The following is an 18,734-nucleotide window of genomic DNA, read 5'->3' as shown; positions in this document are numbered from 1 at the left end:
GGTGGCGGGGTGGTCGCCGGATGACAACTGCCCCGGCGACGCGCTGACCTCAGGTTAGTCAGCGCGCCGCCGGGGCAGCGGCAGTCGGCGAGGCAGGATGGTCCCGCCTCGCGGCGGTGTTACCGGGTGCCGGCGCCGGCGCGGCGGCGCAGGGTGGGTCGGGCCGGCGCGGCGCTCGTGGCGGCGGCGAGGCGCTCGGCGAGCGCGGCCACCGACGGGGCCTGGAACACGTCCCGGATGGTGACCTCCACCGACAGCGCGGCGCGGATCCGGTTCACCAGCCGCACGGCGAGCAGCGAGTGCCCGCCGATCCGGAAGAAGTTGTCGTGCACGTCGACCGGCCGCCCGTCGAGCACCTCGGCGAAGAGTTCGCGCAGTCGCGCCTCGCGCGGGTCGCGGGTGGTGGCGGTCGGGTCCGCCGGGGCGGGCAGGGCGGCGCGGTCGAGCCGGCCGTCCGGGGTGAGCGGCAGCGTCGCCAGCACCACCAGCTCCGCCGGCACCAGGTGCTCCGGCAGGGTCCGCGCGGCGTGCCGACGCAGCTCGGCGACGGCGGGCGCCGCGCCGGGTGCCGGAACCACGTACCCGACCAGCTGGGTGCCGTCCCGCACGACCACCGCGGCCCGCCGGACCGCCGGGTGCGCGGTGAGCGTCGCCGCCACCCGCTCCGGTTCCACGGGTACGCCCCCGAGGGTCGGCCGGTCGACGGGCCCGTGCAGCCGCAGCGTGCCGTCGGCGGCCCAGCTCGCCCGCTCTCCGGTGCGCAGCATCCGCCCGCCGGTCGGGTCGCACGGGTCGGCGACGAACCGGGCGGCGGTGGCGCCGGGCCGGTTCGGCCAGCCCTCGGCCAGGCCGGGGCCGCACAGGTACAGCTCGCCGGGGACGCCGGTGGGCACCGGCCGCAGCCGCTCGTCGAGGACGTGGCAGCGGTGGCCGTCCCCGGCGACCGGCACGGCCGGCCCGGTGGGCGGGGCGTCGACCGGGTGGCTGAGCGCCCACGGCCCCGCCTCCGCGCCCCCGTACGCGTGCACCAGCCGCAGCCCGGGATGCCGGCGGCGCAGCTCGGCCAGGTGCGCGACGGACGGCGGCTCGCCGCCGGTGACCAGGTGACGCAGTCCGGTCAGGACGGTGGGGTGCTCGTCGGCGAGGAGCGCGAGGAGCGCGGCGGGCAGCGCGACGGCGGTGACGCCGTGCCTGGCGACGAGGGCGGCCAGCGCGTCGGGGGTCGGTGGGAGTCGGTCCGGCAGCACGCAGCGGGCCCCGGTGGTCAGCGCGGCCCAGAACGGCGCCACGAAGTCGCCGGTCGACGGCGGCGCCCACGGCAGCCACACCTGGTCGGCGGCGGTGCCCAGCCGGGCCACGGCGTCGACGAGCGCCCGGTGCGGGTGCAGCACCGCCCGGGGCGTACGCCCGGTGTCGTCCACCAGCACCACCGCCGCGTCGCCGGGGTGGCCCGGTACGGCCGGCGGGTCGGCGGGCCGGTCACGCCAGCCGTCGGCGTCGACCAGCACGGTGCGGGGCAGCCCGACCAGCCGGCCGGAGTGCGCGGTCTCGGTGAGCAGGGCGGCGAGGGTGACGGTGGCGGCCCGGGCCGCCAGCGGCCCGTCCGGCAGCGCCGGGTCGAGCGGCAGGTACGCGGCGCCGGCCCGCAGCGCGGCGAGCGCGGCCACCGGCAGTGCCGGGCCGGGCGGCAGCAGCACCCCCACCACGTCGCCCCGGCGCACGCCGGCCGCGGCCAGCTGCCGGGCCAGGCGGTTCGCGTCGGCGTCCAGTTCGGCGTACGTCATCCGCCGCTGCCCGGCGACCACGGCGACGGCGGTCGGGGTGGTGGCGGCGTGGGCGGCGACGAGGTCGGCGATCCCGGCCGCCGGGGCCTGCGGATGCCCGCCGGTGTTCCGCCGCTGCTCGGCGGGGGTGAAGAGGTCGACATCGCCGACGGTGGTGTCGGGGTCGGCGGTGACGGCCCGCAGCAGCCGGCCGAGCCGGTCGGCGATCAGGTCGGCGCTGGCCGGGTCGAAGAGGTCGGTGGCGTACTCCAGGACGCCGCGGATGCCGCGCGGGGTGGTGCCGTCGTGCTCCTCGCGGACCGCCAGGGTCAGGTCGAACTTCGCGGTGCCGGTGTCGAAGGGCACGTCGACGCCGGCCAGCGCGTTGCGGGTGGGCTGTGCCCCGCCGGTGTTCTGGAGCACCAGGGTGACCTGGATCAACGGGTGGTGGGCGGTGGAGCGGGTCGGGTTCAGCTCCTCCACCAGCCGTTCGAAGGGCAGGTCCTGGTGGTCGTACGCGGCCAGGTCCGCGTCCCGGACCCGGGTCACCAACTCGGCGAAGGTCGGGTCACCGGAGACGTCGGTACGCAGCACGAGGGTGTTGACGAAGAACCCGACCAGGTCGTCCAGGGCCTCGTCCCCCCGACCGGCGATGACCGTCCCGATCGGAATGTCGGTGCCCGCACCGAGTCGGGACAGCAACGCGGCGAGGGCCGCCTGGAGCACCATGAACACCGTCGCCCCGGTGTCCCGGGCCACCCGCAGCACCGCCTCGTGCGTCCGGGCGTCCAGCGCGAAGGGCACCAGGTCGCCCCGGTGGCTGGCGACCGCCGGGCGGGGCCGGTCGACCGGGAGTTCCAGCACCTCCGGTGCGCCGTCGAGGGTCGTCCGCCAGTGGGCGAGCTGCCGGCCCAGCGGGCTGGCCGGGTCGTCGGGCTCGCCGAGGGACTCGCGCTGCCAGAGCGTGTAGTCGGCGTACTGCACCGGCAGCGGCGCCCAGTCGGGGGCGGTGCCGGCCAGCCGGGCCTGGTAGGCGGTGCCGAGGTCGCGCAGCAGCGGGCCGGTGGACCAGCCGTCCCCGGCGATGTGGTGCACCAGCACCACCAGCACCTGGGAGCCGTCGTCCACCCGCAGCAGCCACACCCGGAACGGGATCTCCCCGGCCAGGTCGAAGACGTGCCCGGTGGCCGCGTCGACCGCCCGGGACAGCTCGGCGGCCGGCACGTCCCGCACCGTCACGGTCGGCGTCGCCTCGTCCAGGACCACCTGGAACGGTTCGCCGTCGACGGCGGCGTAGACGGTCCGCAGCACCTCGTGCCGGTCGGTCACGTCCCGCGCGGCGGCGGTCAGTGCCGCCGGGTCGAGAGGCCGGTCCAGTCGCAGCACCACCGGGATGTTGTAGATCCGGTGGGACCCGTCCATCTCGGTGAGGAACCACAGCCGCCGCTGGGCGTACGACAGCGGCACCAGGTCCGGTCGGCGGGCCGGGGTGAGCGGCGGACGCACCCCGAGCCCGGTCAGCTCGCCGATCCGGCGGTCCAGCCCGGCGACGGTCGGGTCGACGAAGAAGTCCCGCAGGCCCACCTCCACGCCGAGCACCGCCCGCACCCGGTTGACCAGCTTGGTGGCGAGCAGGGAGTGCCCGCCGGAGCGGAAGAAGTTGTCGTGCCGGCCGATCCGGTCGGTGCCGAGCGCGGCGGCGAAGAGGCCGGCGAGGATCTCCTCCCGCGCGCTGAGCGGTCCGTCGCCGGTCGGAGCCGCCGCGTCGACGGTCGGGGCGGCCACCAGCCGGGCGCGGCGCTCGGCCAGGCCGCTGTGCTCGGCGGCGGTGAGCACGTCGAGGGCGTCGATCGGGGTGGCCGGGTCGGCGGCGACGGCCCGCAGCAGCCGCAGGTACACCTCCAGCAGCAGCCGCGCGGTGGCCTCGTCGAAGAGGTCGGTCGCGTACTGGAACCACACCTCCACCCCGGCGGGCGCGCCGTCGTCGTCGCGGACCTCGGTGCAGAAGACGGTCAGGTCGAACTTCGCGGAGTCGAGGGTGGCCGGCCGGACGGTGGCGGCCAGGTCACCGAGGCGCAGCCCGGCCGGTGGCGCGGTGTCGACGGTCAGCATCACCTGGAAGAACGGGTGGTGGCCCAGCGACCGGTCGGGGTTCAGCCGCTCCACCACGAGGTCGAACGGCACCTCCTCGTGGGCGTACGCGGCGAGGTCGGCGTCCCGCACCCGCTCCACCAGGTCGGCGAAGGCCGGATCCCCGGAGACGTCGGTCCGCAGCACCACCGTGTTGACGAAGAAGCCCACCAGGTCGTGCAGCGCCTCGTCGGGCCGGCCGGCGACCGGCGCACCGATCGGCACGTCCGTCCCGGCGCCGAGCCGGGTGAGGGTGGCCGCCAGCCCCGCCTGGAGCGTCATGAACATGCTGGCCCGACGGGTGCGGCCCAGGTCGGCGAGGCGGCGGTGGGTGCCGGCGTCGAGCCAGCCGGTGACGGTGCCGCCGCGCCGGGTGGCCTCGACGGCGCGCGGCCGGTCCAGCGGCAGGTCCAGCACCGGCGGCAGGTCGGCGAGGGCTTCCCGCCACCAGGCGAGCTGGGTGCTCAGCACGCTCTCCGGGTCGGACTCCTCCCCCAGCAGCTCCCGCTGCCAGAGCGTGTAGTCGGCGTACTGCACCGGCAGCGGCTCCCACTGCGGCGCCGCCCCGGCCCGCCGGGCCGCGTACGCCTCGGAGAGGTCCCGCAGCAGCGGCCCGGTGGACGCGCCGTCGGTGGCGACGTGGTGCAGCAGCAGCACCAGCACCGACCGGTCCGGCCCGGTGACCAGCAGCCGGGCCCGCAGCGGCGGCTGCACGGCGATGTCGAAGGTGCCGGCGGTGAACTCGGCCACCAGCTCGTCCACCTGGTCGGGCACGCAGTCCCGCACCGACACCTCTACAGCGGTCCCGGGCAGGACGTGCTGCACCGGCTCGCCGTCCACCGACGGGAAGACCGTCCGCAGCACCTCGTGCCGCGCCACCACGTCGGCGAGGGCCCCGCCCAGCGCCGCCAGGTCCGGCACCCCGGCCAGGGCCAGCACCACCGGCGCGTTGTACGTCGACGAGGGCCCCTCCAGCCGGTTCAGGAACCACAACCGGCGTTGCGCGTACGACAGCGGGATCACGGAAACTCCTCCTGCTCGACCACGACTGACCGTCGGTCGGCGCCGTGGAATCCACGAAATCGGGGTGCGGGTCGGCGTGCGGGCCGCCGTCGGGGCGGCCCGCACGCCGGCGGTACGGGCAGGTCAGGCCGACGTCAGTCGGGCCTCGATGGCCCGGGCGAGGTCCCGCAGCTTCGGGTTCTCGTACACCGTCCTGACGGGCAGGCTCAGCCCCAGCTCGGCGCGGACCCGGGAGACCAGCTTGATCGCCAGCAGCGAGTGGCCGCCCAGCTTGAAGAAGTTGTCGTCGGCGCTGATCGACGGCGCGCCGAGCACCTGCGACCAGACCGTGGCGATCAACTCCTCGACCCGGCCGGTCGGCCGCTCCCCCGCCGGCGTGGCCGGCGTCGGGGCGACGGTGGGGGCGGGCAGCGCCGCCCGGTCGAGCTTGCCGCTGTTGGTCAGCGGGAAGCGCTCCAGCGCGACGAACGCGGCGGGCACCATGTACGCCGGCAGGCTCTCCGCCGCCCGGTCCCGCAGCTCGGCCGGCTCCACCGGTCCGGTCGCCCGGTAGTAGGCCACGAGCATCGGCTCGCCCTGGTCCTCGCGGACCACCACGGCCGTCTCGGCGACCGCCGGGTGGCCCGCCAGGAGGGCCTCGATCTCGCCCAGTTCGATCCGGTGGCCGCGCACCTTCACCTGGCCGTCGACCCGGCCGAGGAACTCCAGCCGGCCGTCGGGCAGCTGCCGGCAGCGGTCGCCGGTGCGGTACATCCGCGCCCCGTCGGCGGACTCCGGGTCGGCGACGAAGCGTTCGGCGGTCAGGCCGGGGCGGCGGCGGTAGCCCCGGGCGACGCGCGTACCGGCCAGGTAGAGCTCACCCGCCTCCCCGGCGGCGACCGGGCGCAGCGCGTCGTCGAGCAGCCGCAGGCCCAGGCCGGGCAGGACGGTGCCGATGTGCGGGGCCCGGTCGGCGGTGATCCAGCCGGCGGTGGCGTCCACGGTGCACTCGGTGGGGCCGTAGACGTTGACCGCGCGGAGCACGCCCGACTCCACCAGGGCGGCGAGCCGCTCCCACAGCGACGGGCTGATCGCCTCGCCGCCGACGAGCAGGGTCAGCGGCCGTCCCTCGGCGCCCCGGGGTGACGCGGCGAGGTGTTCCAGCAGCGGGTCGGCGTGCGACGGGGTGATGTCCAGGTCGGTCAGCGCGGCCTGCTCGACCAGCGCGCCGAGCAGCGCCGGGTCGGTGCGGGTCTGCTCGTCCAGCAGCACGACGGTGTCGCCGCGGCACATCCGTACCCACTGCTGGACGGAGGCGTCGAAGGAGGGCGAGGCGTTCCAGCCGACCGTGCCCGCGTCCCCGCGGACGATGCCGGTGGACTCCAGCTCGGCCAGGAACGCGGCGACCGCGCCCCGGCTGACCTCGACGCCCTTCGGCCGGCCGGTGGAGCCGGAGGTGTAGATGACGTACGCGAGGGTGTCGGGGGTGACCGGCACCGGCCGGTACCCGCCGGCCGGGGTGCCGTCCGGCGCGGCCAGCGCCGCCACCGGCACCTGGGGTACGTCCTCCACCAGCGGCCCGGTCGTCGCGTCGGCGACGACCACCAGGTCGGCGCGGGCGTCGTCGACCAGGTAGCGACGCCGCTCGACGGGCAGCCGCGGGTCCACCGGCAGGTACGCCGCCCCGGCGGTCAGCGTGCCGAACAGCGCAGCGACCAGGTCGACGCCGCGGGGCAGGCAGAGCGCCACCACGGTCTCCGGTCCGACGCCGTGCGCGGCGAGCCGGCGGGCGATCCGGCCGGCCCGCTCGCGCAGCTCGGCGAAGGTGAGCCGGGTGTCGCCGCTGACCACGGCGATCCGGTCGGCGGGCGCGTCGGCCAGCCGGTCGAGCAGGTCCCGGGCGGCGGCCGGCGGGACGGTGAGCGTGGGGTCGACGAGGACGCTGGTCATGGCCGGCTCACTTCCCGTACGGCGTGGCCGCCGGGGCGGTCCGCGGGGCGCAGTCGGCGAGCGCCACCGGGTCGCCCATCGCCACCAGGATCTTGCGGGCGCCGGTGAACGCCTCCCGCCCGTGCGCGCAGGAGATGTTGTCGACCATCAGCAGGTCCCCCTCCTGCCAGGTCTCCCGGACCGTCACCCGGTCGTAGACCGCGTTGATCGCGGCGACCTCGTCGGCGGTCAGTGCCGACCCGTCCCCCAGGTACGTGTCGAACGGCAGCCCGTCCTCGCCGTACGTCTCCTGGAGCACCTCGCGCACGTCCGGGTCGAGGGTGTGCCGGTTCCAGAAGGCGTAGTGGTTGAACCAGGACTCCTCGCCGGTCAGCGGGTGGGTGACGATCGCCGAGCGGCGCTGCCGGGTGCGCAGCTCCCCGTCGGGCAGCCACTCGTGGCCGATCACGTTCTCCCGGCAGTACTCCTCCACCCCGGCCGGGTCCTCGGTGCCGAAGCTCTTGTGCCAGGGCAGCCCGGCCAGCTCGGAGAAGTTACGGACCAGCAGCCAGCCGTACGTGGCGAACCGCTCGCGCAGCTCGGCGGGGATCTGCCGCAGCGCCTCGCGCATGTCGCCGACGGTGGTGGCGCCGCCGGTCTCCGGGGCGGTGACGCAGCCGAAGAGGAGGGTGCCGGGGAAGTCCAGGGTGTAGCTGTTCTCGTTGTGCAGCCGGATCGGCTGGGCGGCCGGCAGGTCGGTGGAGGAGAAGACGCCCTCGCCGAAGTCGGTGCGCGGGGTGGCCTTCTCCCGGTAGCCGGTGCGCTGCGGCATCAGCACGTCCCGGACCCGGGCGAAGTCGGCGGTGTCGGTCACCGGCAGGCCACGGATCATCAGGCTGCCGGAGCGGAGCAGCTCGGCGCGGATCGCCGCGCGGTGCGCGGTGACCCACGCGACGCCCGCGTCGAGGTCGTCGACCGGCGGGACGACGAGGACGGCCGGCTTGCCGGGCTCGTACCGCACGTCGAGGGCGGCGGCGGGGACCGCCTGGGCGGTGGGTGACATCAGGGTCCTCCTGGAGGGTCGGGTGGGTCAGGCGAATTCGGGCCGGACGGTGTCGCCGTCGAGGACCCCGGTGACGAGGGACAGGAACTCCTCGAGCTGCTGCTGGAAATAGAAGTGGCCGCCCGGCAGGACGTGGGTGGCGACGGGGCCGGCGGTGACCTCGGCCCAGCGGTCGAGCGCCTCGGCCGGCACCACCGGGTCGGTGCTGCCGCCGACGACGGTGACCGGGCAGGCCAGCGGCGCGGCCACGGCCGAGCGGTAGGCGTCGTCGAGGGCGAAGTCGGCCCGGATCGAGGGCAGCACCAGCTCCCGCAGTTCCGGCTCGTCGAGGATGCCGTCGTCGGTGCCGCCGCGCGCCTTGATGGCGGCGACCAGCGCGTCGTCGTCCAGCGCCTCCGGGTGCACCGGGCTGGGGTTGGCCAGGAACGGCGCCCGGCAGGCGGAGACGACCAGGGCGCGCGGCGCGCGGCCGGCGTCGGTCAGGGCGCGGGTGACCTCGTACGCCACCAGCGAGCCCATGCTGTGCCCGAGCACCACCAGGTCGTCGGTGTCGGCGGGCAGGCTGGCCAGGATCGGGTCGACCAGGTCGGCCATCCGCTCGGGCAGCGGCTCGCTGAACCGGGCGCCCCGGCCGGGGTACTGGCCGATGAGCAGGCGTACGTCGTCGGGCAGCAGGGCCCGCCACGGCGCGTACGCGTGGGCGTTGCCGCCGGAGTGCGGCAGCACCAGCAGCGAGGTGCGGTGCGGGGCGGTCCCGTCGCCGCCGGGCAGCACCCAGACCACGTCGTCGGGGGCCGGCATTGCGCCGGTGGGGTCGAACGGTCGGGCAGAGTCCACGGTGCGCTCCATTCTTCGACGCGCGTCAGGTCGGATCAGAAAAAAGGGGGAAAGGGGAGCCGACGGCCGACCCGGCCACGGATCTGACACCCCGTTCATTGGAGGCTATCGACGGTTTTCCGGCCGGAGCGGCAGTACGCGGGGCAGGTTTCCCCGCCTCACGGGCCGGGCTGTCCGGTGGGCAGTGGCGCCCCCGCCTCGGTGCGTCGCCGCAGCACCGGCCGGGTACGGGCCGGCTTGGCGGCGGGCAGCCGCTCGGTGAGGACGGCGATGCTGGGGGCCTGGAAGATGTCCCGGATGCTCAGTTCCACGCCGAGGACGGCGCGGGCCCGGGCGGCCAGCCGGGCGGCGAGCAGCGAATGCCCGCCGAGGTCGAAGAAATTGTCGTCGATGCTCACCGTCGGCACCCCGAGTATTTCCGCGTAGAGGCCGCAGAGGATTTCGTCGCGGGCGTCGCGGGCGGGCCGGCCGGTGCCGGCGGTGGGGGTGAACTCCGGCTCGGGCAGGGCGCGCCGGTCGAGTTTGCCGTTGGCGGTCAGCGGCATCCGGTCGAGGACCAGCACGGCGGTGGGGACCATGTGCTCGGGCAGCCGCTCCCGCAGCCACCCCCGCACCTGCCCACCGTCGACGGTCACGTCGGCGTCGGGGACCAGGTAGGCGATCAGCCGCAGGGTGCCGGTCGGGTCGGGTGCGGCGACCACCGCGGCCTGGGCGACCTGCGGGTGGCCGAGCAGCACGGTCTCGATCTCGCCGGGCTCCACCCGGAACCCGCGCACCTTGACCTGCCCGTCGACCCGCCCCACGAAGTCGAGGACCCCGTCGGACGTCCAGCGGGCCAGGTCCCCGGTCCGGTACAGCCGCTCCCCCGGACCACCGAACGGATCCGCGACGAACCGCTGCGCGGTCAGACCGGGCCGGTTCAGATACCCGTGCGCCAGACCCACTCCGGCCAGGTAGACCTCACCCACCACACCCACCGGCACCGGCCGCAGCCGGTCGTCCAGCAGGTACGCCCGCTTGTTCGCCACCGCCCGGCCGACGGGCACCGAGGCACCGCTGATGTCGGCCGGCACGTCGTGGGTGGTGGTGAAGCCCATCGACTCGGCCGGGCCGTAGCCGTTGGCGACCCGCAGCTGGGGACACCGGGTGAGGATCCGTGCCACGTGGGCGGCGGAGGCGGCCTCACCGCCGGTGAACGCGACCCGGACTCCGTCGAACGCCTCCGGGTACTCGTCGACCAGCAGGTTGAACAGTCCCGACGACAACTGGAGCATCGACACGCGGTGCGCGCGGACCAGCTCCGTGATCAGGCCGGGTTCGGGCCGTTGACCGGGTTGCAGCACGCAGGTCCCGCCGAACAGCAGCGCACCCCAGAACTCCAACGAGAACGCGTCCCACGACACCGGCGAGCACTGCAGGAACACCTCACCCGGCCCGAACTGCGCGTACGACTGCCCCGCCACCGAACCCACCAGGGCCCGGTGCGACGACACCACCCCCTTCGGCACCCCGGTGGACCCCGACGTGAACATCACGCACGCCACGTCACCCGGATCGACGTGGACACCCGGATCGGTGGCTGGCAGCGCGGCGATCGCGGCGGCGTCCGTGTCCACCCGGACGACCGGGCAGGTGGCGGCGACGCGGGAGGCGAGCGGGGCGCGGGTCACCAGCGCGGAGGCGCGGGTCTCCGTCAGCACCCACGCCAGGCGCTCGTCGGGGAACTCGGGGTCCAGCACCGAATAGCCGGCACCGAGTTTCACCGTCGCCAGCAACGCGACCGCGAAGTCGACCCCTCGCTCCAGCAGGACGCCCACCATGTTCCCGCGCCGCACCCCCAGCGACCGCAGGTGCACGGCCAACCGGTTGGCGCGCCCGTCCAACTCCCCGTAGGACACCGCCACCCCGTCACTCACCAGGGCAACCGCGTCCGGATCGGCCGCCACCCGCGCGGCGAACAACCCGGCCAACGACTCGTCGGGGACGTCCACGGCGGTGGCGTTCCAGTCGTGCAGGACCGCGGCGCGTTCGGCCGGGTCGAGGACCTCGACCGCGTCGACGGGTCGGGCCGGGTCGGCGAGCACCTGGCCGAGCACCCGCAGCAGGGCGGCGACGAGGCGTTGCACGGTGGCCGGGTCGAAGAGGGCGGCGCGGTAGAGCAGGGCGCCGCCGATACCGGCGTCCCCCTCGTCGCGGAGCAGGAACTCCAGGTCGAACTTGGCGGTGCCGGTGTCGACCACGCCGCCCCGGCCGCAGCGCAGCCCGGGCAGCCGCAGCTCCGCGTCGGCGGCGCTGTCGAGGGCCAGGCAGACCTGGAACAGCGGGTGCCGGGCGAGCGAGCGGACCGGGTTGAGCGCCTCCAGGAGCAGGTCGAAGGGGAGTTCCTGGTGGGCGAGGGCGTCCAGGTCGGCGGCGCGTACCCGGGCCAGCAGCTCGGCGAAGGACGGGTTCCCGGAGGTGTCGGTGCGCAGCACGACGGTGTTGACGAAGAACCCGACCAGGTCGTCCAGCGCCGGGTCGGAGCGGCCCGCGACGGGCGTGCCGAGGGGTACGTCGGTGCCGGCGCCGTACCGGGTGAGGGTCAGTGCGAGCGCGGCCTGGAGCACCATGAACGGGGTGCAGCGCTGTTCCCGGGCCAGTTCCCGGATGCGGCGGGTCAGCTCCGGGTCGATCCGGACGGCCACGGCGCCGCCGGAGTGGTCGGCCTCCGCCGGCCGGGGCCGGTCCCGGGGCAGCGCGATCTCCTCGGGCAGCCCGGCGAGCGCGGTACGCCAGTGGTCGAGTTCGGTGGCGTGCACGCTGGTCGGGTCGGCGGGGTCGCCGAGCATGTCGCGCTGCCAGCGGGCGTAGTCGGCGTACTGGACGGGCAGCGGCGGCCAGTCGGGGGCGTGGCCGGCGCGCCGGGCCGCGTACGCGGTGGTCAGGTCGGCGAAGAGCGGGCGGAGCGACTGCCCGTCGGTGGCGATGTGGTGCAGCAGGATCAGCAGCACGTGGTCGTCGTCGGCGAGGTCGAAGAGGGTGACCCGGAGCGGCGGCGCGGCGGCGAGGTCGAAGCCCTCGGTGGCCGCCTCGGCCAGCAGCCGGTCGAGGGTGTCCGGGGTGGCCCGTCGGCGGGCCACGGCGACCGGTGCCGGGTCGAGGATCCGCTGGTAGGGCTCGCCGTCGACGGCGGCGATGACGGTGCGCAGCACCTCGTGCCGGTCCACCAGGTCGGTCAGCGCCCGCCCGAGGGCGTCGACGTCGAGATCGCCGGTGAGCCGGACGGCGAGCGGTACATGGTAGCTGCTGCCCTGTCCCTGGAGGGAGTCGATCAGCCAGAGCCGGCGCTGCGCGTACGACAGCGGGATGCGCTCCCCGCGCGGCCCGGCGGTGACGGCGGGGCGCGGTCGGGCGCGGCCGGTGTCGGCCAGGTGGTCGGTGAGCGCGGCGATGGTGGGGGCCTGGAAGATGTCCCGGATGGTCAGTTCCACGCCGAGGACGGCGCGGGCCCGGGCGGCCAGCCGCGCGGCGAGCAGCGAGTGCCCGCCCAGGTCGAAGAAGTTGTCGTCGACGCTGACCGTCGACACGCCCAGCACCTCGGCGTAGAGGCCGGCGAGGATCTCCTCGCGGGCGTCCCGGGGTGCGCGTCCGCCACCCGTGGCGGTGGTGGTGCCGAAGTCGGGGGCGGGCAGGGCGCGGCGGTCGAGTTTGCCGTTGGCGGTCAGCGGCATCCGGTCGAGGACCAGCACGGCGGTGGGGACCATGTGCTCCGGCAGCCGCTCCCGCAGCCACCCCCGCACCTGTCCACCGTCGACGGTCCCGGTGGTGTCGGGGACCAGGTAGGCGATCAGCCGCAGCGTGCCGGTCGGGTCCGGTGCGGCGATCACCGCGGCCTGGGCGACCTGCGGGTGGCCGAGCAGCACGGTCTCGATCTCGCCGGGCTCCACCCGGAACCCGCGCACCTTGACCTGCCCGTCGACCCGCCCCACGAAGTCCAGGACCCCGTCGGACGTCCAACGGGCCAGGTCCCCCGTCCGGTACAACCGCTCCCCCGGACCACCGAACGGATCTGCCACGAACCGCTGCGCGGTCAGACCGGGCCGGTTCAGATACCCGTGCGCCAGACCTACCCCGGCCAGGTACACCTCCCCGACCACGCCGACGGGGACCGGGCGCATGCGCGCATCGAGGAGGTACGCCCGCTTGTTGGCCACCGCCCGACCCACCGGCACGCTCACCCCACCGATGTCGGCGGGCACGTCGTAGGTGGTGGTGAAGCCCATCGACTCGGCCGGGCCGTAGCCGTTGGCGACCCGCAGGTCGGGGCAGCGGGTGAGGATCCGCGCCACGTGCGGCCCCGACGCCGGCTCACCACCGGTGAACGCGACCCGCACCCCGTCGAACGCCTCCGGGTACTCGTCGACCAGCAGGTTGAACAGCCCCGACGACAGTTGCAGCATCGTCACCCCGTGCTCGGCCACGAGGGCCGCGATCAGCGCCGGTTCGGGCCGTTGACCGGGCTGGAGCACGCAGGTCCCGCCGAACAGCAGCGCCCCCCAGAACTCCAACGAGAACGCGTCCCAGGACACCGGGGAGCACTGGAGGAACACCTCACCCGGCCCGAACTGCGCGTACGACTGCCCCGCCACCGAACCCACCAGGGCCCGGTGCGACGACACCACCCCCTTCGGCACCCCGGTGGACCCGGACGTGAACATCACGCACGCCACGTCACCCGGATCGACCCGTACGCCCGGATCGGCGTCCGGCAGCGCGGCGACCGCGGCGGCGTCGGTGTCGACCCGGACGACGTGCCGACCGGCGGCGTCGAGCCGCGCGGCCAGGGCGGCGCGGGTGACGACCACCGCCGCGCCGGTCTCGGTGAGCACCCAGCCCAGCCGCTCGTCGGGGAACTCCGGGTCCAGCACCGAATACCCCGCACCGACCTTCACCGTCGCCAACAACGCGACCGCGAAGTCGATCCCCCGCTCCAGCAACACCCCCACCATGTCGCCCCGCCGCACCCCGAGCGACCGCAGATGCGCCGCCAACCGGTTCGCCCGCGCCCCCAACTCCCCGTACGACACCGCGACGCCGTCACACACCAGCGCCACCGCCTCCGGGTCCACCGCCACCCGCGCGGCGAACAACCCCGCCAACGACTCGTCCGGCACCTCCACGGCGGTGGCGTTCCAGTCGTGCAGCACCCGGTGGCGTTCGGTCGGGTCGAGCAGGTCCAGCTCCCCCACCGGTCGGCCCGGCCGGCCGGTCATCGCCGCGAGGACCTGGTGCAGGGTGCGCTGGTAGGCGTCGAGGTCCACCGCGTCCCGGTGGGCGGTGTCGACACTGACGTCGATCCGCAGGCCGCCGTCGGGATGGTGGGTGACGGTGAGGGCGAGATCCTCGACCGTGCCGCCGGTGGAGATCAGGTGGTGCCGGGCCGGCAGCCCGGCGAAGTCGTCGTGCTCGTCACCGGCGACGAGGTTCACCACCGGGCCGAACTCGCGCCGGCCGTCGGTCGGCCAGTCCAGGTCCCGCCGCAGGTCGGCGGAGTCGTAGCGCTGGTGCCACTGGGCACGCAGGGTCTGCCGGGCGACCCGACCGGCGAGGTCCTCGACCGACTCCGCCGGGTCGATCCGGCAGCGCAGCGGCAGGACGTTCGCCATCATGCCGGGCGCGCCGACCGAACGCGGATCCAGTCGGCCCGGCACCGGCAGGCTGAGCAGCACGTCGCTGTCGCCGGTCCACACCTGCCGGTGCAGGACGGCGGCGGCGATCAGGGCCTGCTGCCAGGTGACCCCGGCCCGCTCGGCGAAGCGGCGCAGCCCGGCCAGCCCTGCGGCGTCCAGCCGGGACACCTGCCGGGTGACCCGGTTGGCGGCCTTCCCCGCCGCGACGGGCGGCGGCGGGTAGGTCACGTCGGCCATCAGCTTCCGCCAGTACGCGCCGTCCCGCTGCTGGGCGCGGGAGCCCGCGTACCGGGCCTGCTCGTCGAGCATGGCGGTGAACGAGCCGAGCGGCGCCCCGGCGGCCGGGCGGCCCGCCACCAGGGCGGTGTACAGCTCGGCGCCCCGGCGGCGCACCACGGTGGAGGTGTAGCCGTCGTGGATCAGGTGGTGGGCCCGGTTGTACCAGAGATGGTGCTCCGGCCCGAGCCGGAAGATCTCGTGATGGAACAGCCGGTCGTGTTCCAGGTCCGGTGCGGTCTCCATGTCGTCGCGCATGCACGCCAGCGCCACCCCGAGCGGGTCCGCCTCGCCGCTGAGGTCCCGCACCCGGGGGGCGAAGTCCGGCGCCGGCCCGACGTACTGCACGGGGACGCCGTCGACCTCGGTGAAGCGCAGCCGCAGCGTCTCGTCCTCGGCGACCAGGGCGCGCACCGTGGCGATGAGCGCTCCCCCGTCGAGCGGGCCGAGGATCTCCAGGTAGCCGCCCATGTTGTGGACCGGATTGCCCGGGTCGATCCGCTGGGCGTACCAGACACCGAGCTGTGCCGCGTTGAGCGGGCGGGTGTCGGTCGACGGATCGGACATGGTGGACCCCCATCTGTGCACACGGAAGGCGGAGCGGTGGGACAGGCGTCACCGACCCACCGCGGCACCCTTCAGGTACGTGTGCGCGGTGGGCCGACGACGTGATGACGGACGGCGGTGGGACGGACCGGGGTACGGGTCACTGCTTCCGCTCGATGAGGTCCAGGATGTCCTGGACGCTCTGGACGGCGGCCAGCTCGTCGTCGGTGATCTCGATGTCGAAGCTCTTCTCGACCTTCACCAGGATGTCGACGAAGGTGAGCGAGTCGATGCCCAGGTCCTGGCTGAGCCGGTGTGCCGGGCCGATGCGGACCTCCAGGTCCGGCACCTGTTCCAGGACGATCTCGTTGACCTTCTCCAGGGTGTTCAGCACGGTGTCTCCCATCGTCGGGCCCTCGGGTGAGTGCCTCGCCTGTGTGATCGGTGGTGCGGTGGTGCGGTCGCGGCGGGTGGAACGGTCAGCGGGTGACGTGCGGGGCCGCGAGCGTCAGGTCGGGCCAGGTCAGGGCCGCGGCGGCCCAGGTGGCGCCCCCGCCGAACGCGGCCAGGAGCACCTTGTCGCCGGCGGTGAACGCGCCGGACTCCACCGCGTCGACGAAGGCCAGCGGGATGGACGCGGCGGAGGTGTTGGCCACCTTGTCCACGTTGATCACCGCCTTCTCGGCCGGGATGCCGATCGCCTCGGCGGTGGCGGTGAGGATGCGCCGGTTGGCCTGATGGGCGACGAGCCAGTCGACGTCGTCGACGCCCCAGCCCATCCGCTCCAGCACCGACGTCGAGGCCAGCGTCATCCGGTTGATGGCGTGCTTGTAGACGGATCGGCCGGCCATCGTGAAGTAGCTCTGCGCGACGTCGGTGCCGACGCCGGCGGAGCGCTGCCGGGAGCCGCCGGCCGGCGTCTTCATGATGTCCAGCAGGTCGCCGTCGCTGCCTAGGACGTGCGCGGTGACACTGCCCGGCTCGTCGGTGCCGCCGGCCCGGACGACCACGGCACCGGCGCCGTCACCGAAGATCGGCGCGGTGATCTGGTCGTCGTTGTCGAGGATGGTGGAGATCGCGTCGGCGCCGATCACCAGCCCGGTGCGGTACGCCCCGGAGGCGAGCATGCCGGCGCTGACCGACAGCGCGTAGACGAACCCGGAGCAGGCCGCGTTGAGGTCGAAGGCGGCGATGCCCTTCAGGCCCAGCCGGGCGGCGACCGCCGGCGCGGTGGCCGGGAAGGGGTGGTCCGGGGTGCAGGTCGCCAGGATCAGGAAATCGATCTCCGGGTTCCCGCAGGAGTCGAGGGCCCGCCGACCGGCCTCCACGGCCAGGTCGGAGGTGGCCCCCGTGGGTTCGAGGACGAACCGCTGCTCGATGCCGGTCCGGTCCCGGATCCAGTCCGTGGTGACGCCGAGCCGCGCGGCGATCTCGTCGTTCTTCACCACCTGCTCCGGCACGTACGCGCCGAGGCCGGCGATGACGGCCGTCCTGGTGTTCCTCGTGTGCTCGACATTCGCCGACAAAGGTCGTCCCTCCTCGTACCGTCGTCCGGCGGTCCGACGGGCTCTCCGCCGGACCGCTTCCTGCTCGGTGTGCAGTCATTCAACCGGCGCCCGTACGCGCCGAGCGGCAGTTGTTCCGGCACCCACGCAGCAGTTGCGGGGGTGGTCAGACCCGGGCGGCCAGGGCGCAGAGCTGGGCGGCCCGGACCAGGTGCAGGATCCGGAACCGGGACTGCCCGGCCGCGTAGCTGGGCCGGACCAGACCGTGCAGCACCAGGTCGCGGACGGCCCGGCCGCTGTCGGGCAGGCTGCCGCCGGTCAGCGTCATCACCTCGGGCAGGCCGAAGTCGTCGCCCCGGACGCAGAGCGCGGCCAGCAGGTCCCGCGCGGCGGTGGGCAGGTCGGCCAGCCGGCGCGCCAGCGCCTCCCGCAGGCCGCCGCCGCCCTCGGCGCCGGCGAGGTGGTGCAGCAGCCCCGCCGGGTCGTCGTGCAGGCACCGGTGCAGCGTCGGGATGTCGTACACGACGAGCCAGGACGCCGCCGCGTGCAGCGCCTGCGGCACCCCGTCGAGCCGGCGGCAGATGTCGCCGACGAGGCCGGCGTCGGCCGCGGTGAGATGGAAGTCGGGGCGGGCCCGGCGGGCCCGCTCGACGAAGAGCCGCACGGCCGGCGACTGCGGGTCGACCGGTTCACCCGCCTCCGGGACGGCCAGCGGGGTGAGCAGGAAGGTCCGCTCCCCCGGCACCCGCAGCGGCTGCGCGGCGGTGACCAGGATCCGCAGGCCGGGGCAGTCGCGCAGCAGCTCGGCGAGGCGGTCCCCACGTACGCCGGTCCCGGTCACCCCGTCCAGCACCAGCAGCGGCGGACGGTCGGCGACGGTCTCCACGAACGCGGCGACGTCGTCCGTCCCGCCGTCGCCGCTGTCGAGGAGCTGGTCGACGGCGGCGCGGACCAGGGCGGCGAGCCGGTCGCCGCCGGGGCGCGGGCCGACGGTGGTCACCGGGCACCAGAGCACCGGGGTCCGCTCGGCGGTGTGCAGCCGGGTGGCGACCTCTAGGGCGAGCCGGGTCCGACCGACGCCGTCGATGCCGACGATGGTCAGCAGCCGTTCCGCGCCGCCGGTCAGCTCGTCGAGGATGACGCCGGTCTCGGCCTCCCGGCCGAGCTGCACGTCGGTGGCGAAGGGCGGGGCCGGCGGGTCGGCCTCGTAGCCGGCCTTCACCGCCCAGCTGGTCCGGCCCTCGTTGGCCGCGGACTCCAGGTCCGCGCGGGCCCGCAGCCCGAGCCGCAGGCCGTCGGCGATCAGTCGTACGGTGTCCTGCCGCGGCCGGCGCGCCCGCCCCTGCTCCAGGTCCCGGATCGCCCGGACGCTGACCGTGGAGAAGTCCGCCAGTTCCCGCTGGGTCAATCCGATGCGGGTCCGGTGCTGGCGGACCAGTAGGCCGAACCGCGGCACGTCCTCGCCGCTCCGTACGTCGATGCTCATGTTGCGGTCTCCACTTCTCCGGTGTCACGGCGCGGGGAAATTCAGCGCGGGCGGCTCGTGTCCGCCGTCGATCCCGTCGCCGGGATTTCCTCGTCACCGCTATCGTCCGGACTCCGCTATCGGCCGGGCATCACCCGGCCAAGCATCGGATAACCGCAGTTCAGAACAGTTCTCCCGCCCTCCGGCGGTGCGTCGCTAAATCTCCGGCGGCGCCGCACGGCCGCGCTATCACCGGCCGTCGACAATGGTGATAGCGCCGAGATACATGCTGGGATAAGGCCGAGATTCCGCCCGTCGTTAGCGTTCAGCCCAACACCGCAGGGAAACGCCGACAAGGAGTCGACAATGGGCCGCAGCACCGCTGTCAAGATGTTCGCTCTCGCCGCCGCCACCGCCGGTCTGGTCGCCCTCGGCGCCACGGCGGCGCAGGCCGCGGACGCCCCGGCCCCGGACGCGTCGGTCACGGTGACCATCAGCCCGACCCCGACCCCCAGCCCGAGCAGCAACAACCCCTGGGACTGACCCCGC

General features: G+C 74.9%; 9 protein-coding genes. 1 reads left to right on the top strand and 8 read right to left on the bottom strand.

The window, feature by feature from the left end; all coding sequences use genetic code 11:
* Window positions 1-119: 119 nt before the first annotated feature.
* The 8 genes from ABUL08_RS06830 to ABUL08_RS06795 form a co-directional block, all read right to left on the bottom strand.
* Window positions 120-4,916, bottom strand: coding sequence for a condensation domain-containing protein (locus tag ABUL08_RS06830; RefSeq protein ID WP_350935575.1), 4,797 nt, complete (start codon window positions 4,914-4,916; stop codon window positions 120-122).
* A 123-nt stretch (window positions 4,917-5,039) separates the two neighbouring features.
* A complete protein-coding gene (locus ABUL08_RS06825; RefSeq protein WP_350935573.1) occupies window positions 5,040-6,845 on the bottom strand; it encodes a non-ribosomal peptide synthetase in 1,806 nt (601 codons plus the stop codon).
* Window positions 6,846-6,852: 7 nt separating this feature from the next.
* Window positions 6,853-7,887 (bottom strand): TauD/TfdA family dioxygenase, encoded by a 1,035-nt coding sequence (locus ABUL08_RS06820; RefSeq protein WP_350935572.1) that lies wholly within the window; start codon window positions 7,885-7,887, stop codon window positions 6,853-6,855.
* 27 nt (window positions 7,888-7,914) lie between these two features.
* Entirely contained in the window at window positions 7,915-8,724 is an 810-nt protein-coding gene (locus tag ABUL08_RS06815; RefSeq protein WP_350935569.1) for a thioesterase II family protein, read from the bottom strand.
* Window positions 8,725-8,882: 158 nt separating this feature from the next.
* On the bottom strand, window positions 8,883-15,236 hold the full coding sequence (locus ABUL08_RS06810) for an amino acid adenylation domain-containing protein (protein WP_350935568.1): 6,354 nt from the start codon (window positions 15,234-15,236) through the stop codon (window positions 8,883-8,885).
* Window positions 15,237-15,375: 139 nt separating this feature from the next.
* Complete coding sequence (locus tag ABUL08_RS06805) at window positions 15,376-15,621, bottom strand: acyl carrier protein (protein ID WP_350935565.1); 246 nt, start codon at window positions 15,619-15,621, stop codon at window positions 15,376-15,378.
* A 73-nt stretch (window positions 15,622-15,694) separates the two neighbouring features.
* Entirely contained in the window at window positions 15,695-16,741 is a 1,047-nt protein-coding gene (locus ABUL08_RS06800) for a beta-ketoacyl-ACP synthase III (RefSeq protein WP_350935563.1), read from the bottom strand.
* A 145-nt stretch (window positions 16,742-16,886) separates the two neighbouring features.
* The gene (locus tag ABUL08_RS06795; RefSeq protein WP_350935561.1) at window positions 16,887-18,206 is read right to left on the bottom strand and encodes an ATP-binding protein; all 1,320 of its coding nucleotides are present in this window, start codon (window positions 18,204-18,206) and stop codon (window positions 16,887-16,889) included.
* A 345-nt stretch (window positions 18,207-18,551) separates the two neighbouring features.
* Here ABUL08_RS06795 and ABUL08_RS06790 point away from each other — a divergent pair, with 345 nt between their 5' ends.
* Complete coding sequence (locus tag ABUL08_RS06790; RefSeq protein WP_350935559.1) at window positions 18,552-18,728, top strand: hypothetical protein; 177 nt, start codon at window positions 18,552-18,554, stop codon at window positions 18,726-18,728.
* Window positions 18,729-18,734: the final 6 nt, after the last annotated feature.

Origin of the sequence: Micromonospora sp. CCTCC AA 2012012 (assembly GCF_040499845.1) — a bacterium.
Taxonomy (GTDB): Bacteria; Actinomycetota; Actinomycetes; order Mycobacteriales; family Micromonosporaceae; genus Micromonospora; species Micromonospora mangrovi.
The sequence above is the reverse complement of the archived record's forward strand: the minus strand, read 5'-3'. Positions and strand labels throughout refer to the sequence as shown.

What these genes read in the sequence shown, in the direction of transcription:
- ABUL08_RS06825 (WP_350935573.1), bottom strand. Translation starts at nt 6,845, where the DNA reads ATGACCAGCGTCCTCGTCGACCCCACGCTCACCGTCCCGCCGGCCGCC.
- ABUL08_RS06820 (WP_350935572.1), bottom strand. Translation starts at nt 7,887, where the DNA reads ATGTCACCCACCGCCCAGGCGGTCCCCGCCGCCGCCCTCGACGTGCGG.
- ABUL08_RS06810 (WP_350935568.1), bottom strand. Translation starts at nt 15,236, where the DNA reads ATGTCCGATCCGTCGACCGACACCCGCCCGCTCAACGCGGCACAGCTC.
- ABUL08_RS06805 (WP_350935565.1), bottom strand. Translation starts at nt 15,621, where the DNA reads ATGGGAGACACCGTGCTGAACACCCTGGAGAAGGTCAACGAGATCGTC.
- ABUL08_RS06795 (WP_350935561.1), bottom strand. Translation starts at nt 18,206, where the DNA reads ATGAGCATCGACGTACGGAGCGGCGAGGACGTGCCGCGGTTCGGCCTA.
- ABUL08_RS06790 (WP_350935559.1), top strand. Translation starts at nt 18,552, where the DNA reads ATGGGCCGCAGCACCGCTGTCAAGATGTTCGCTCTCGCCGCCGCCACC.